This is a genomic window from Pseudophaeobacter sp. 1A09344 (assembly GCF_041008745.1).
Taxonomy (GTDB): domain Bacteria; phylum Pseudomonadota; class Alphaproteobacteria; order Rhodobacterales; family Rhodobacteraceae; genus Phycobacter; species Phycobacter gallaeciensis_A.
On the sequence record NZ_JAXGFS010000002.1, the window covers coordinates 150,421 to 165,227 of the forward strand.

13 protein-coding genes are annotated in these 14,807 nt (G+C 61.8%); 11 read left to right on the top strand and 2 right to left on the bottom strand.

Annotated features, from left to right (window positions below; genetic code table 11):
* Nucleotides 1-25 precede the first annotated feature (25 nt).
* Both SM765_RS03880 and SM765_RS03885 read right to left on the bottom strand, forming a co-directional pair.
* Nucleotides 26-1,741, bottom strand: coding sequence for a flotillin family protein (locus SM765_RS03880; protein ID WP_274834756.1), 1,716 nt, complete (start codon nucleotides 1,739-1,741; stop codon nucleotides 26-28).
* A gap of 46 nt (nucleotides 1,742-1,787) precedes the next feature.
* A complete protein-coding gene (locus SM765_RS03885) occupies nucleotides 1,788-2,546 on the bottom strand; it encodes an OB-fold-containig protein (protein ID WP_274834757.1) in 759 nt (252 codons plus the stop codon).
* A 255-nt stretch (nucleotides 2,547-2,801) separates the two neighbouring features.
* Between SM765_RS03885 and metG the strand changes: the two genes are divergently transcribed.
* From metG to glpD, 11 genes are all read left to right on the top strand, one after another.
* Complete coding sequence (gene metG / locus SM765_RS03890) at nucleotides 2,802-4,520, top strand: methionine--tRNA ligase (protein WP_274837429.1); 1,719 nt, start codon at nucleotides 2,802-2,804, stop codon at nucleotides 4,518-4,520.
* A gap of 522 nt (nucleotides 4,521-5,042) precedes the next feature.
* Complete coding sequence (gene hemP, locus SM765_RS03895; protein ID WP_065271136.1) at nucleotides 5,043-5,213, top strand: hemin uptake protein HemP; 171 nt, start codon at nucleotides 5,043-5,045, stop codon at nucleotides 5,211-5,213.
* Between the two features lie 76 nt (nucleotides 5,214-5,289).
* The gene (locus SM765_RS03900) at nucleotides 5,290-6,570 is read left to right on the top strand and encodes an imelysin family protein (RefSeq protein WP_274829568.1); all 1,281 of its coding nucleotides are present in this window, start codon (nucleotides 5,290-5,292) and stop codon (nucleotides 6,568-6,570) included.
* Between the two features lie 78 nt (nucleotides 6,571-6,648).
* Nucleotides 6,649-7,659 (top strand): porin, encoded by a 1,011-nt coding sequence (locus SM765_RS03905; protein ID WP_274837428.1) that lies wholly within the window; start codon nucleotides 6,649-6,651, stop codon nucleotides 7,657-7,659.
* A 225-nt stretch (nucleotides 7,660-7,884) separates the two neighbouring features.
* Complete coding sequence (locus tag SM765_RS03910; protein ID WP_082996010.1) at nucleotides 7,885-8,178, top strand: (2Fe-2S)-binding protein; 294 nt, start codon at nucleotides 7,885-7,887, stop codon at nucleotides 8,176-8,178.
* The gene (gene bfr / locus SM765_RS03915) at nucleotides 8,126-8,614 is read left to right on the top strand and encodes a bacterioferritin (RefSeq protein WP_065271139.1); all 489 of its coding nucleotides are present in this window, start codon (nucleotides 8,126-8,128) and stop codon (nucleotides 8,612-8,614) included. Before SM765_RS03910 ends, bfr begins: the two co-directional genes overlap by 53 nt.
* Nucleotides 8,571-10,133: a di-heme oxidoreductase family protein gene (locus tag SM765_RS03920; RefSeq protein ID WP_274837427.1), complete on the top strand. Its 1,563-nt coding sequence runs from the start codon at nucleotides 8,571-8,573 to the stop codon at nucleotides 10,131-10,133. The genes bfr and SM765_RS03920 overlap by 44 nt, the downstream gene beginning before the upstream one ends.
* Complete coding sequence (locus SM765_RS03925; protein ID WP_274837426.1) at nucleotides 10,130-11,164, top strand: imelysin family protein; 1,035 nt, start codon at nucleotides 10,130-10,132, stop codon at nucleotides 11,162-11,164. The genes SM765_RS03920 and SM765_RS03925 overlap by 4 nt, the downstream gene beginning before the upstream one ends.
* Before the next feature lie 18 nt (nucleotides 11,165-11,182).
* Nucleotides 11,183-12,262 carry a DUF1513 domain-containing protein gene (locus SM765_RS03930; RefSeq protein WP_274837425.1) on the top strand — a complete coding sequence of 360 codons (1,080 nt, stop codon included), beginning with the start codon at nucleotides 11,183-11,185 and terminating at the stop codon, nucleotides 12,260-12,262.
* Nucleotides 12,263-12,432: 170 nt separating this feature from the next.
* Nucleotides 12,433-13,230, top strand: coding sequence for a DeoR/GlpR family DNA-binding transcription regulator (locus tag SM765_RS03935; protein ID WP_274834764.1), 798 nt, complete (start codon nucleotides 12,433-12,435; stop codon nucleotides 13,228-13,230).
* Nucleotides 13,223-14,791: a glycerol-3-phosphate dehydrogenase gene (gene glpD / locus SM765_RS03940; RefSeq protein ID WP_274837424.1), complete on the top strand. Its 1,569-nt coding sequence runs from the start codon at nucleotides 13,223-13,225 to the stop codon at nucleotides 14,789-14,791. The genes SM765_RS03935 and glpD overlap by 8 nt, the downstream gene beginning before the upstream one ends.
* The last annotated feature ends 16 nt before the right edge of the window (nucleotides 14,792-14,807 follow it).

Genomic DNA, 14,807 nt, shown 5'->3' on the forward strand with positions numbered 1-14,807 from the left:
CATCCAATGTCTGCAACCAGGCGATCTAGGCCAGCGGCGTCTCCACCTCATCAGCCGCTTCTTCTGCCGCCGATGCCTCGGCCTCCACCGTCTCTTTGGCAGGTTCAGATGACACCCCCAAAGCGCCGCTGGTGATACCGGCCACCCCATCCTCCATGGACAGGCCCAGTTCTTCGCCCAGCTTCTTCAGGGCAGGCATCTGAACCGCCATGCCCATGATGGAATCGAGCGCCTGATTGACGACGGGCTTGTCGCCGCCACCCGCCTGTGCGGCCACGGAGCCTGCACCGCCTGCGCCTGCGCCCATGCCGCCCACCTGGTGGATCTTGATCGAGTCGATCTTTTCGGCAGGTTTGACCATTTCCGCCACGATGGCAGGCATCGCTTCGATCCGGGCGAGATCGACCTTGAAGCGGATCTGAGCCTCAGACAGGACATTGTCTGCCTCAACGATGGCGCGCTTACCTTCCGCCTCGGCCAGCATGTCGTTCTTCTTGGCCTCGGCGCGGATGTTGAGTGCATCGGCTTCGGCCTGCGCCTCTTCACGGCGCGCTTCTGCGCGGTCGGCGGCGGCTTCCTTCTCCGCCTGGGCAGCCAGACGAATGCCGGTGGCCTGACGTTCAGCCTCGCGCGTGGCTTCGATCAGAACGATCTGCTTCTGACGCTCGGCCTCTGCCACCTGGCGGGCGGTTGCCACCGCTTCGGTTGCCTTGGTGGCTTCGGCACGGGCCAGATCCGCCGAGGCACGGGCGCGGCTTTCCTCTTCGGATTTCTGTGCGATGATGATCTGGCGCTCCTGTTCAGCGACCTCCAACTCCCGCTCCTTGGAGATTTCGGCCTCACGGATCTTACGCTCGCGCTCAATGTCGGCGGCGCGAATGGCCTCTTCCCGCGCGATCCGGGCGCGTTCGGTTTCGCGCACGCTGTCCTCGGTGCGGGCAGCGATCTCGGCCTCTTGCGCCACACGCAGGGTTTCCACCTTCTGCTTCTGCTCGATCCGGGCCTGTTCTTCGTCCTGTTCGATCAACAGCTTATGACGCTCAGCCTCCATCGCGGCGCGGCGCACGGCGACATCCGCCTCTGCATCAATCTGGGCGCGTTCTTTCTTCGAGGTCGCAATCACCTCTGCCAGCCTGCGCATCCCCACCGCGTTAAAGGCGTTGTTTTCATCCAGCGCCTCGAACGGGGTTTGGTCGAGCGCAGTCAAGGAAACGGATTCCAGCGACAGACCGTTCTTGAGCAGATCCTCGGAAACCGCATTCTGCACTTCCTGAACGAAGTCAGCGCGGTTCTCATGCAGGCCATCCATGGTCATCTGGGCGGCCACGGCGCGCAAACCATCGATCAGCTTACCCTCAATCATTTCTCGCAGCTGCTCCACATCGAAGGTCCGGCTGCCAAGGGTCTGAGCCGCACGGGCGATCCCTTCTGTGGTGGCCATTACCGAGACGTAGAATTCCACACCCACATCGACGCGCATCCGGTCCTGGGTGATCAATGCCGCCTCGCCATCGCGCTTCACCTCAAGGCGCAGGGTCTTCATGTTGACCGGGCTGACCTCATGCAACAGGGGCACAACGATCGTGCCACCATCCATGATCACCTTTTTGCCGCCAGCCCCTGTTTTCACAAGACTGATCTCGCGGGTAGAGCGCCGGTAGAGGCGACCAATAACAAGCCCGAACAGGGCAAGAAAAATAATTACGGTAACAACAACAATCAACAGAAACTCAAACTCCATTGAGAAACCTCCCTGTGGGACAAAAGTTAGAATTTTATCGTCAAGCTTATTCGGAGACGGCAACAAGCACGTAACTCCCCCTGCGCCGATCCCGGATCACCAGAACCTCGGTGCCCTGAGCGATGGTATCGCCATCTTTCAGAGGTTCGGCGCGCAAGTAGTGGGCATTGCCATAGCCATCCATGACTCGCACCTCAGCCGGGCGCCCCCTGGCGGCGGTGCCTTGGGTGACAATACCGCGGCGGCGGCCCAGATTGCGCTCGGACAGTGCCTCGGTTTCGGTCTGTGGCAAGACGCGGGCAAAGGCAGCCCCAAAAACCCGTGCGAACCAAAAGGCAAAGGCGCCTGCTGGAATGGCTGCGCCCCAAGCCGGGGCAAGCAGCCCAAAGAGCGAGGACAGCGCCACCTGCAAGCCCATACCCGAAAGGCCAAAGCCGAGCAAAATAGCCCCAAGCCAGATCACCGTCGGCATGCGGCCCAGCCCCAGCCAGGATGCCAGGCCTGTCGGGTTCGAAACACCTGCATCTGCAGGTGCATCAGGTGCCAGTTCCAGATCCAGTTCTGCATCTGGCAGGTCCAGATCCGCAGCATCAATGCCCTCAACCCCGCCCAGTTCCGCACCATCCAGATCAAGATCGAAGTCGCCGACATCGCCCGCATCGATATCCAGATCTGCATCACTGTCAGCGCCGATCAGGCTCCCGCCCAAGAGCAAGGCCACCAATTCCAGCACCATCAGGCCGGTCAGCAGTGCAAGCGCCAATGTGAACGGGGCAAAGGCTCCGTCGAGCAGAAATTGCAGCATGTAGAAACGGACCTCACAAATCAGGATCACAAAGTATGCAGTAGTATACAATTAATATGGGAAGGGTTATTGACCGTTTCAATCCCGCACCCTGTACAACCTGAGGGTACGATGGCCGGGGACCGTTTGATACTCAAGAAAAACCTTGAACATGTTTCGACTTCTGTTGGATTTCGCGCGAATGGCACAGGCGGGGTTTCCGCCGCCCGCGCCATGCGATAGAGGGTCAAGCAAAGCGACATGTGGATGGATGGTATGGAACGCATTCTGATTACCTCGGCGATCCCTTACATCAATGGGATCAAACATCTGGGCAACCTCGTGGGCAGCCAGCTGCCTGCCGATCTTTACGCGCGCTATCAGCGTGGCCGCGGCAACGAGGTAATGTTCCTCTGCGCCACCGACGAGCATGGCACCCCGGCTGAGCTGGCCGCCGCCAAGGCAGGCAAGCCGGTCGCGGAATACTGCGCCGAGATGCACGAGGTTCAGGCCGAAATCGCCAAGGGGTTCTGCCTCAGCTTCGATCACTTCGGGCGCTCTTCCAGCCCACAGAACCACGCGCTGACCCAGCATTTCGCGGGCAAGCTGGCCGAGGCCGGGCTGATCCGTGAAGTGGTGGAGAAACAGGTCTATTCCAACGCCGATGGCCGTTTCCTGCCGGACCGCTATATCGAGGGCACCTGCCCCAACTGCGGGTTCGAGAAGGCGCGCGGCGATCAGTGCGAGGAATGCACCAAGCAGCTCGATCCCACCGATCTGATCAATCCGCGCTCGGCCATCTCCGGCTCCACCGATCTGGAAGTGCGCGAGACCAAGCACCTGTACCTGTGCCAGTCCGCGATGAAGGACCAGCTGGACGCCTGGATCGACAGCAAGGCCGACTGGCCCGTCCTGACGACCTCCATCGCAAAGAAATGGCTGCACGATGGCGACGGCTTGCAGGACCGCGGCATTACCCGCGATCTCGACTGGGGCATCCCGGTCAAGAAGGGCGAAGAAGACTGGCCCGGCATGGAAGGCAAGGTCTTCTACGTCTGGTTCGATGCGCCCATCGAATACATCGCCTGCGCCAAGGAATGGGCCGATGCCCATGGCAAAACGGATGCGGACTGGGAACGCTGGTGGCGCACCGACAAGGGCGCCGAGGATGTGAAATACGTCCAGTTCATGGGCAAGGACAACGTGCCCTTCCACACTCTGTCTTTCCCGGCGACCATTCTGGGGTCGGGTGAGCCGTGGAAGCTGGTCGATCACCTTAAGTCCTTCAACTACCTGAACTATGATGGCGGCCAGTTCTCCACCAGCCAGGGACGCGGCGTCTTCATGGATCAGGCGCTGGAAATCCTGCCCGCCGACTATTGGCGCTGGTGGCTGCTGAGCCACGCACCGGAAAGCAGCGATTCCGAATTCACCTGGGAGAACTTCCAGCAATCGGTGAACAAGGATCTGGCGGATGTCCTGGGCAACTTCGTCTCCCGTATCACCAAATTCTGCCGTTCCAAGTTCGGCGAAGAGGTTCCGGCGGGCGGCGAATACGGTGAACAGGAAACGGCGCTGATCGAAGAGCTGACCACCCGCCTGCGCGCCTATGAGCAGCAGATGGGCGCGATGGAGGTGCGCAAATCGGCGCAGGAGCTGCGCGCGATCTGGGTTGCGGGCAATGAATATCTGCAATCGGCTGCGCCCTGGTCGGTGTTCAAGGAAGACCCCGAGCGCGCAGCTGCGCAGGTGCGTCTCGGCCTCAACCTGATCCGCTTCTATGCCGTGCTCAGCGCACCCTTCATCCCGCAGGCCAGCGCCAAGCTGATGGAAGCATTGAATAGCTCGGACATGGGCTGGCCCACCGATGTTGCTGCGGCCCTTTCGGCCCTGCCCGCCGGGCACGGCTTCACCGTGCCGGAGGTTCTGTTCGCGAAGATCGCAGACGAGCAGCGCGAAGACTGGCAGGAACGGTTCTCGGGCACCCGCGACTAAGCAACGCCCAATTTATCAAATTTCAAAGGCCGCCAAATTGGCGGCCTTTTTTATTGTGCCTGCTGCCACCTGAGCGACTCGGCCTAAGTTCAGCAAACATCAGACCTCGCGGCGCCAGGTTGCAGCCGGGCGGCAGACACGTGACGGCAACAGACCGCACGAAAACTGCGCCTTTCCCTAAGTTTTGGAAACAATCCACACCAAGGCGAGCCGCTCGGCACAAATTTCCGAGTAAAAAAGTCGGATTGACAAAGGTGAGTAAATAAATCAGGTATAACGCAATCCAGCCAACCTGATCTGTCAGGCCAGCCCGAACGAACCGAGACAACCACATTGCGTCATCATGTCGAACATCGCTCCTGGCCCCGCGCCCACCGCATCCGAACCTGACGATCAGGACAGCCTGTCCCAGATCTGGCTCGAAGTATTTGCGCGCTCCGGCAGCCTTTCGGGGTTCTGCCTGGAATGGCTGCTGGACCGGGCCGAATTTGACAGGGCGGATTTCAGAAATGGGCACTCATCATGAACCAGATTACATCTGAACCCGTGGCCACCACCGCCACGACGGAAGCATTCCCCACATATCACGCCGAAGACCTGACGCGCGGCGGAATTCAGGCACGCATTCTGCTGAACGGCCAGATCTACAGCCTGCGCATCACCCGCGCCGGGAAGCTGATCCTCACAAAATAACCTCAGAGGCTCGCCACAGCCTACGCACGACCTGCGCCCCTCCATCTTCCGATCCAACCAAGCAAGGATAACCCCGATGAAATCGCTGTTTCTCACCGGAACCGCTCTCACAGCCCTCGCCATGGGCGGCTCTGCCGCAATGGCCGCACCAGCGGCCCCCGAAAAAGGCGCCGTTCTGACCACCTATGCCAATATTGCCCAGGCGACCTATCAGGACAGCCTGACCACCGCCCAGCGGCTGAAGGCGGCTGTTGATGCGCTGGTGGCAGAGCCCTCGGCCGAAGCCCTACAAGCCGCCCGCACCGCCTGGCTGGCCGCGCGCGTGCCTTACCAGCAATCCGAAGCCTTCCGGTTCGGCAATGCCATCGTCGACGACTGGGAAGGCAAGGTGAACGCCTGGCCGCTAGATGAAGGGCTGATCGACTACGTGGATGCCTCCTATGGCGGCCCTTCAGATGAGAACGCACTGGCCGCGCTGAACGTGATCGCGAATCCCGCATTTGAGCTGTCAGGCCAGACCATCGACACCAGCGACATCACCCCGGCACTGCTGGAAGACACCCTGCACGAGGCAGACGGCGTCGAGGCCAACGTGGCAACCGGCTATCACGCCATCGAATTCCTGCTTTGGGGCCAGGATCTGAATGGCACCGATCATGGCGCGGGCAACCGCCCATGGACCGATTACGCCAAGGGTGAGGCCTGCACCGGCGGCAACTGTGACCGGCGCGGCGCCTACCTGCAGGCCGCAACCGAACTGTTGGTCTCCGATCTGGACTGGATGGCCGCACAATGGGCCGAGGGTGGCGCCGCCCGCGCCGAATTGATGGCCGATGAAGGCGCAGGCATCGTCGCAATGCTGACCGGCATGGGATCGCTCTCCTACGGTGAACAGGCCGGTGAGCGGATGCGCCTTGGCCTGATGCTGAACGACCCCGAGGAAGAGCACGACTGCTTTTCCGACAACACCCACAACAGCCACTATTACGATGGGCTTGGCATTCAGAACGTCTATCTGGGCGAATACGTGCGGGTGAACGGTGAGCTCGTCTCCGGCGCCTCACTGTCTGATCTTGTTGCCTCAGCCGATGCCGATCTGGACGCGGAACTACGCGGCAAGCTGGCCGACACCATGCAGGCGCTTGGCCGGATCAAGACCGCAGCCGAGGCCGGTTTCTCCTATGACCAGATGCTGGAACAGGGCAATGCCGCAGGCGAAGCGCTGGTGATGGGCGGTGTGAACGGTCTGATCGACCAGACCCGTTCGATCGAACGCGCGGTTGCGACGTTGCAACTGACCGACGTCGAATTCGAAGGCTCCGACTCGCTCGACAACCCGGGCGCCGTCTTCCAATAACTCAAAAAATCACCGGGCGGCCCAGCCGACAACCGCAGCCAGATACGCCGCCCGGTATCCAAATATCAGGACAGTACTATGAACAAGACTCTGGCTGCGGCGCTGGCTTTCGGCGCCCCTTTCGTGTTTTCCGCAACGGCGGCACAGGCCGAATTCACCTGGGAAGGTGAAATCGAAATCGGCAACGAGCAGATCATCTATTCGGACGTGGCCGCGAACGAAATCCGCGACACCTACGCAACCATCACCGCCACCGGCACCTATACCTTCGGCAATGGCGTTTCGCTGTTCTCGACCCTCACCGCCGAAAGTGTGACTGACGCCACTGCCGACCGCAGCTTTGACGACATCGGCCTCTACGTCGAAGAGATCGGCCTCAGCTTTGGCATCGGCGAAGCAACCACCGTCTCCATTGGTAAACTCCACCCCGTGTTCGGCACCGCATGGGACGATGCAGCGGGTTTCTTTGGCGGCACCCTGGCCGAAGATTATGAACTCGCCGAACAGATCGGTGTCCTGGCTGATGTAGAGCTCAACGGCGCGGGCACCCTGTCCTTTGGCGTCTTCTATGCGGATGACACCGGTCTCAGCCGTTCGGCCTGGTTCGACCGGGGCCGTAATACCGCCGCTGCGGGCGGCGCAGGCAACACCGGCGAGCTGGACAACTTTGCCATCCAATGGGCGCATAGCGTCGGCGCAACCCGGTTCCATATTGGCGCCCGCCATCTGAGCGCAAGCGCTGGCGATGTGGATGACGAACAAGGCTTCGTCGTCGGCATCGGCCATTCCTTTGCAGACGGGTTTGATGTCTTCGCAGAGGTTGCCTCCTTCTCCAACTTTGGCGGCGGCGCGGATGACGCCACCTATGCCACGCTGAACGCGGCCTATGGCATTGGCCAATGGACCCTGTCCGGCACCCTGGCCCACCGTGATCTGGACAGCGCAGGCGACACCGATCTGATCTCGGTTGGCGCGGATTACGAATTCCAGAACGGCATGACCCTGTCCGGAGCACTGGCCCAGGTCGAAGACACCGGCGTTGCCGACACGACGCTGGGTGTGAGCCTGATCATTCCGCTTGGCGGCTGAACGATCCCTCGGTTTTGACTGCTTTTCGCAACAGAACCCGACTGGGCCGCAGTTTCTGCGGCCCTTTTTCATGCGCCCTGCTGCCCCCATTGGACCAGCGACACTGTGCCAAGGACTATCTCCGATAAAAATAGTCAGCATTACCCCTTGCCTTCTGACTATTTTTGTCAGATACCTGATGTCAGGAATCGAGATCCCCTTTGCCACCTCTAAGGGAGCCAGGCCATGATCGTCTGCCACTGCACACAGATCACCGATCACGACATTCACGCCGCCATCGACTGGATGCGCGCCGCAGATCCCCGGACGATCATCACCCCCGGCAAAATCTACCATGCGCTTGGCAAAGCCGCTGATTGTGGCGGATGCATGCCGCTCTTCCTCGACACGATGCGCGGCAATGCTAAGGTAAGTGTACCTGCGCAGTTGCAGAACCTACGCAAGCCACTCGGACAGGAGAACAGCCATGAAGGGCGACCCAATCGTCATCGACTACCTCAACAAGGCCTTGCGCCATGAACTGACCGCTGTCAGCCAGTACTGGCTTCACTTCCGCATGCAGGAAGACTGGGGGCTGGGCAGCATGGCCAAGAAAAGTCGCGAGGAAAGCATCGAAGAGATGCAGCACGCGGACAAGTTGATCGAACGGATCCTGTTCCTTGGCGGCCATCCCAACCTGCAAAAACTGGACCCGCTGCGCATTGGCCAGAACCCCAAGGAAACGCTGGAATGCGATCTTGCGGCCGAAATCAGCGCCCGCGCGCTCTACAAGGAAGCCCGCGAAGCCTGCGACACCGCAGGCGATTACGTAACCATGAAGCTGTTCGAAGCCTTGATGGCCGATGAAGAGGGCCATATCGACTTTCTTGAGACACAGCTGGACCTGCACGAGCGGATCGGTGCCGAAAACTATGCACAACTCAACGCCACCAAGATGGAAGAGGCTGAAGAGTAACCTTCTATTGGCTGCGGCGCTTGTCGCAGCCAGCACCGGACAGGCGCTGGAACTGACCAGCCTGTCCCTTGGCGATCCGCATCTGGATGTGATCCCCCGCACCACCGAGGACAGCCAGCGCATCCGCGCCGTGACGGCCCCTGCCACGGATTTTTCGGCTCCCGAAGCCTATGAAACCCATCCTGCTGGCGCGACGACAACACGCGCCCGCAGCGACGATGAGGCCTTTTCCCAACACTCCGCCAACCTGTCTTTCGAGCAGGAGCTGGAATTCAAACTGGGCAATGGGCTGTTCAAGAAAATCTGGGTGTTCTCGCCCTCCTCCACCCGCGCCTCTGACGGGCTTGGCCCCCTTTACAACGCCCGCTCCTGCCAGCGCTGTCATCTGAAGGATGGGCGCGGCCATGTGGCTGCGGGGCCGGATTACCGCTCTGCCGCGATGTTTCTGCGCGTCTCAGTTCCCGGTCCGGTGCCCGAGCAGGTTCAGGCAATCAAGGATTATATCGGCACGGCCCCCGACCCCACCTACGGGCAGCAGCTTCAGGATTTCTCGGCCCCAGGCATTTCCCCGGAATACCGGCTTGGCATCCGATATGAAGAAGAGACCGTCGATCTGAACGGTGGCGAAACCGCCTCGCTGCGCAGACCGATCTACAGCGCCGAGGATCTGGGCTACGGCCCGCTGCACACCAACGCCATGCTGTCCCCCCGCGTGGCGCCGCCGATGATTGGCCTTGGCCTGCTTGAGGCGATCCCCACCGCCGATATCCTTGCTGCTGCCGATCCGGACGACGCCGACGGAGATGGCATTTCCGGTCGGGCCAATCTGGTCTGGTCCGAAGAGTTTCAGCAGATCATGCTGGGCCGCTTTGGCCTCAAGGCGGGCATGCCGACGGTGCACGAACAATCCGCCGCCGCCTTTTCCGGCGATATCGGCATTTCCACGCCGCTGTTTCCCGCCCCTTGGGGGGAATGCACCACGAGCCAAACAAAATGCCGCGCAGCCCCGCACGGAAATGATGACGCCCGCGGCACCGAGATCGATCAACCGAACATGGATCTGGTCACCTTCTACGCCCGCAATCTGGCCGTACCCGCCCGCCGTGACCTGCACGATGCGCAAGTGCTGCGCGGCAAGGAACTGTTCTACGACAGCGGTTGCGCCGCCTGCCACCGGCCCAAATTCGTGACCCATCGCCTGAAAGACCGCCCCGAGCACAGTTTCCAGCTGATCTGGCCTTACAGCGACCTGCTGCTGCACGACATGGGCGAAGGTCTTGCCGATCACCGCCCCGAAGCCCGCGCCACCGGGCGGGAATGGCGCACCGCGCCGCTCTGGGGGATTGGCCTGACGCAGCAGGTATCGCCGCGCGCCACCTACCTGCATGATGGTCGCGCCCGCAGCCTGCTAGAGGCGATCCTGTGGCATGGCGGCGAGGCGCAAGATGCCCGCAACACCGTGGTCTACCTGTCACCCGAGGACCGCGCCGATCTTATCCGTTTTCTGGAGAGCCTATGACACGCCCCTCACTGTCCCGCCTGCTGGCACCCGCCCTTGCCCTCAGCCTTACCCTGCCGCTCACCCTGACACCCGCCACCGCACAAGCCGGTGTGGTCGAGGAGGCTCTGGAACAGCATATTCTGCCGGGCTTCGAAACACTGGCGCAGGAGACGCAGCAACTGAGCGCGACAGCCGCTGAGGTCTGCGACCCCGGATCGGTCCAGTTGCAGCAGGCCTACGGCGAAGCCTTTGATGCCTGGGTCGCGGTCAGCCACCTGCGGTTCGGGCCGACCGAAAGGGATAACCGCGCCTTTGCGCTCGCCTTTTGGCCGGACAGCCGGGGCAAAACGCCGAAGGCGCTGCGGGCGCTGATCACTGCCGAGGATCCGATTGCCAAGGATGCGGCTGCCTATACCAGCGTATCGATTGCAGCGCGCGGCTTCTATGCGCTGGAATTCCTCCTTTACGACGAGGACATGCAGCAGCTGGGCAGCGCCGACTACCGCTGCCAGCTGACCCGCGCCATTGCAGAAGATATCGCCACCACAGCCGATGTGATCTGGACGGACTGGCGCGACAGCTATGCCGACAAGATCCGCCACCCCGGTGATCGCTATCGCTCAGAGGCCGAGGTCAAACAGGAACTGTTCAAGGCGCTGAATACCGGCCTGCAGATCCTGATCGACATGCGGCTGGGGCGGCCGCTGGGCACCTACGACAGGCCGCGCCCGAAACGCGCTGAGGCCTATCGGTCGGGCCGTTCCCAGCACCACGTGATCCTGGCGCTGGAGGCGCTGGCACCGCTGGCCCGCATCCTCAGCGACGGGGATACCGATCTTGCAGCGGAACTGGATGCAGCCTTTGACACTGCGGTCGAGCACGCCAGCCGCCTCGACGATCCGACCTTTGCAGGCGTTGCAGAGCCGGGCACGCGGCTGCGGATTGAGGCAGTGCAGCAGGACATCCGGAAACTGCGCGAAACCATCGGTGAGGATCTTGGTCCCGCGCTTGGCGTCGAGGCCGGTTTCAACGCCCTGGATGGCGATTAACAGAAAGGACCCAAAGACATGCCCTCAAGACGTGGATTTCTGGCCGGGCTTCTGGCGGCAGGGATGGCCCCGGCGGCCAGCTGGGCCGATCTGGGTTCGCCCGCCTATCTGTCCGCAGGCAAGGCCGCCGATGGCAGCTTTTTCCTGGCGGGCCTTTCGGACCTTGGCACCCTCTTGTTCAGCCACCCCCTGCCCGGCCGCGGCCATGCTGCCACCGCCCACCCCACGCGGCCCATCGCGGTGGCCTTTGCCCGCCGCCCCGGCCGCTTTGCCGATGTGATCGACTGCCGCACCGGCGCGCAACTGGCCCGGCTGGAGCCTCCGGCAGGTTACCACTTTTACGGACACGGCGTCTTCACACCCGATGGCAGCCTACTGCTGACCACCGAAAACCACTTCGAGGCCGGGCGCGGCATCATTGGTGTCTGGGATGGCACCGCCCCCTACCGCCGCATCGGCAGCTTTGCCTCGGGCGGGGTCGGCCCGCATGAAATGATGCTGCGCGCAGATGGTACGGGGCTGGTCGTCGCAAATGGCGGCATCGACACCCATCCCGACAGTGGCCGGGCCAAGCTGAACATCCCCACCATGCGGCCCAACCTCAGCTATCTCGATTTTGACGGCCAGGTGACCGAGCAGGTCGAGCTGGACGCCGTGCTCCACAAGAATTCGATCCGCCATCTGGCGATGAAGGCGGATGGCACCGTTGCCTTTGCCATGCAGTGGCAGGGCGATCTGGGCGCCGATGTGCCGATCGTCGGGCTGCACAAGCCCGGCAGTGCGCCACGGCTGATGGCCGCCGATGACCCGCGCCTGCGCAACCTCAATGGATACGGCGGCTCCATTGCCTTTTCCACTGATGGCCGACAAGTGGCTGTCACCTCGCCCCGCGGCGGCGTGGTGCAGGTCATGGACACCGCAAGCGGCGCCCTCACCACGGAACATTATCTGCCCGATGTCTGCGGCCTGTCCCAATCGACAGATGGGTTCATCGCAAGTTCGGGCAGCGGTGAGATCGTCGAGATCGCCAAGGGTCGCCTGTCGGTCCTGAACCAGGCCGAGCTGCGCTGGGATAACCACCTGATCCCGGTAACCTGACACCCCTCTGACATATAAAACTGGTACCTCCCCCGCACACTGCCGGGGCGGCAGGATGAGGCCTGCCTAAAGGTGAGCTTTCTCATTGCTCGCGCAAAACGAAGTTTTTCGAAAACAAACGATGACAAAACGAAAATGAATCGCTAGATGGGCTGTGGAAAGGAAAGCCCATGGATGCCACGACTCGTCAGAACGAAATCATAGAGCTGCTGAACACCCAGGATCGGGTCGAGGTCGAGGATCTGGCACAGCGGTTCGGCGTGTCGCTGCAGACCGTGCGCACCGACCTTCGGGATCTGTCGCAACGCGGAGCACTGTCGCGGGTGCATGGCGGCGCGGTGCGCGTCAGCTCAGCCGCCACCCGCGCCTACGCGGACCGGCGCAAGCTGAACGCGGCGGGGAAACTGGCGATGGCAGCCGAGGCCGCAGAACTCATACCCGAAGACTGCTCGATCACGCTCAATATCGGCACTTCGACCGAGCAAGTGGCCCGTGCCCTATCCGGCCATCGCGGCCTGACAGTCATTTCCAACAACATAAACATTATCAATATGATGATGGGTGGCGAGGCGCGTGAGCTGATCCTGGTTGGCGGCGCGGTCCGTCAAAGCGACGGCGCCATCGTCGGCGAAGACGCGGTGGAATTCATTTCCCGCTACAAGGTCGATTTCGCCATTATCGGCGCCTCCGCCCTCGATGCGGATGGCGCCATCATGGACCACGACGGTCGCGAGGTCTCCGTCGCCCGCGCCATCCTGAAAAACGCACGTACCCGCGTTCTGGTCTGCGATCACAGCAAATTCGACCGCTCCGCCCCGGTGCGGATCTGCGATGTGGCGGATCTCGACGTGGTGATCACCGATGCGCCGGTGCCCGATGCCTTTGCCGAGGCCGCGCGCGCCGCGGGAACACGCATCATCGTGGCGGGAGACACCGCCAACCAAAACGAAAGAAACGAAAATGACTGATCAAAAGATCACCGACCTGTTCATCATCGGCGGCGGCATCAACGGCTGCGGCATTGCCCGCGATGCGGCAGGCCGTGGCCTGTCAGTCAGCCTTGCAGAAATGAACGATCTGGCCTCGGCCACCTCCTCTGCCTCGACCAAACTGTTTCATGGCGGCCTGCGCTATCTGGAATATTTCGAATTCCGCCTGGTGCGCGAAGCGCTGATCGAGCGCGAGGTCTTGCTGAAGGCGATGCCCCATATTTCCTGGCCGATGCGCTTTGTGCTGCCTTTTCACAAGGAGATGAGGTTCGACAGTGAAACGCCGACCTCCCGCCTGCTGACGCGGATCATGCCCTGGATGAAGGGCCGCCGCCCGGCCTGGCTGATCCGCCTTGGGCTGTTTCTCTATGACACGCTGGGCAAGCGAGGCATCCTGCCCGGCACCCGCAAGCTGGACCTCAGCCGCGACGAAGCGGGGGCGCCGCTGAAGGACAAGTTCCAGACCGCCTTTGAATATTCGGACTGCTGGATCGAGGATGCCCGCCTGGTGGTGCTCAACGCCCGCGACGCGCAGGCGCGCGGCGCCGAAATCATGACCCGCACCAAAGTTCTGGCGGCTGAACGCGCCGAGGATCATTGGCTCATCCACCTGAAGGACAGTCTGACGGGGCAAGTGTTCACGCGTCGGTCGCGGATGCTGGTCAATGCGGCGGGTCCCTGGGTTGCGGAGGTATTGAACCAGAAACTGGGCCAGAACAGCCGCGAAGGCGTGCGTCTGGTACGCGGCAGCCATATCGTGGTTCCGAAACTCTTCGACCACGGGCGCTGCTATTTCTTTCAGGGCACCGACGGGCGGATCATCTTTGCCATCCCCTATGAAGAAGATTTCACTCTGATCGGCACCACCGACGCCGACCATCCCGACCCGGAGACGGCCCCCAGCTGCACCCCCGAGGAACAGGACTACCTGATCGATTTTGCCTCGCAGTATTTCAAAAAACCGCTGCACCGCGGCGACATTCTGTGGACCTACTCCGGTGTGCGCCCGCTGTATGACGATGGCGCCAGCTCGGCGACGGCGGCGACGCGGGAATATGTGCTGTCACTGGACACGGGCAATGCACCGCTGCTGAACATCTTTGGCGGCAAGATCACCACCTACCGCAAACTGGCCGAGGCCGCGCTTGCCAAGATCTCCGAGGCTCTGCCCGGCGTCGGCGGCAACTGGACAGCAGGTGTGCCCCTGCCCGGCGGCAATTTCGCGGTCAAAGATGTGACCAAGCTGCAGGCGGATCTTGCAGCGGATTATTCCTTCCTGACGCCTTATTGGGCCCGGCGTCTGATCCGCGCTTATGGCACCGAAGCGCGGCTGATCCTGGGTGATGCAAAATCCGCCCAGGCGCTGGGGCACGATTTCGGCGCCACCATCACCGAGCGGGAGTTGGACTGGGCGATTGCCAACGAATGGGTGCGCAGCGGCGAGGATTTCCTGTGGCGCCGCACCAAGCTGGGCCTGCGCCTGACCGAGGAAGAACGCGCCGCGGTCGATACCTATATCAAGGACAAGATTGCCGCGTAACGGCGGGGCAATCCAA

Bases quoted from the DNA above. Each gene is read 5' to 3' on its own strand.
- SM765_RS03935 (WP_274834764.1), top strand. From the start codon at position 12,433: ATGGATGCCACGACTCGTCAGAACGAAATCATAGAGCTGCTGAACACC.
- SM765_RS03880 (WP_274834756.1), bottom strand. From the start codon at position 1,741: ATGGAGTTTGAGTTTCTGTTGATTGTTGTTGTTACCGTAATTATTTTT.
- SM765_RS03910 (WP_082996010.1), top strand. From the start codon at position 7,885: ATGATCGTCTGCCACTGCACACAGATCACCGATCACGACATTCACGCC.
- bfr (WP_065271139.1), top strand. From the start codon at position 8,126: ATGAAGGGCGACCCAATCGTCATCGACTACCTCAACAAGGCCTTGCGC.
- SM765_RS03930 (WP_274837425.1), top strand. From the start codon at position 11,183: ATGCCCTCAAGACGTGGATTTCTGGCCGGGCTTCTGGCGGCAGGGATG.
- metG (WP_274837429.1), top strand. From the start codon at position 2,802: ATGGAACGCATTCTGATTACCTCGGCGATCCCTTACATCAATGGGATC.
- SM765_RS03920 (WP_274837427.1), top strand. From the start codon at position 8,571: ATGCACAACTCAACGCCACCAAGATGGAAGAGGCTGAAGAGTAACCTT.
- SM765_RS03905 (WP_274837428.1), top strand. From the start codon at position 6,649: ATGAACAAGACTCTGGCTGCGGCGCTGGCTTTCGGCGCCCCTTTCGTG.
- glpD (WP_274837424.1), top strand. From the start codon at position 13,223: ATGACTGATCAAAAGATCACCGACCTGTTCATCATCGGCGGCGGCATC.
- SM765_RS03885 (WP_274834757.1), bottom strand. From the start codon at position 2,546: ATGCTGCAATTTCTGCTCGACGGAGCCTTTGCCCCGTTCACATTGGCG.
- SM765_RS03900 (WP_274829568.1), top strand. From the start codon at position 5,290: ATGAAATCGCTGTTTCTCACCGGAACCGCTCTCACAGCCCTCGCCATG.
- SM765_RS03925 (WP_274837426.1), top strand. From the start codon at position 10,130: ATGACACGCCCCTCACTGTCCCGCCTGCTGGCACCCGCCCTTGCCCTC.
- hemP (WP_065271136.1), top strand. From the start codon at position 5,043: ATGAACCAGATTACATCTGAACCCGTGGCCACCACCGCCACGACGGAA.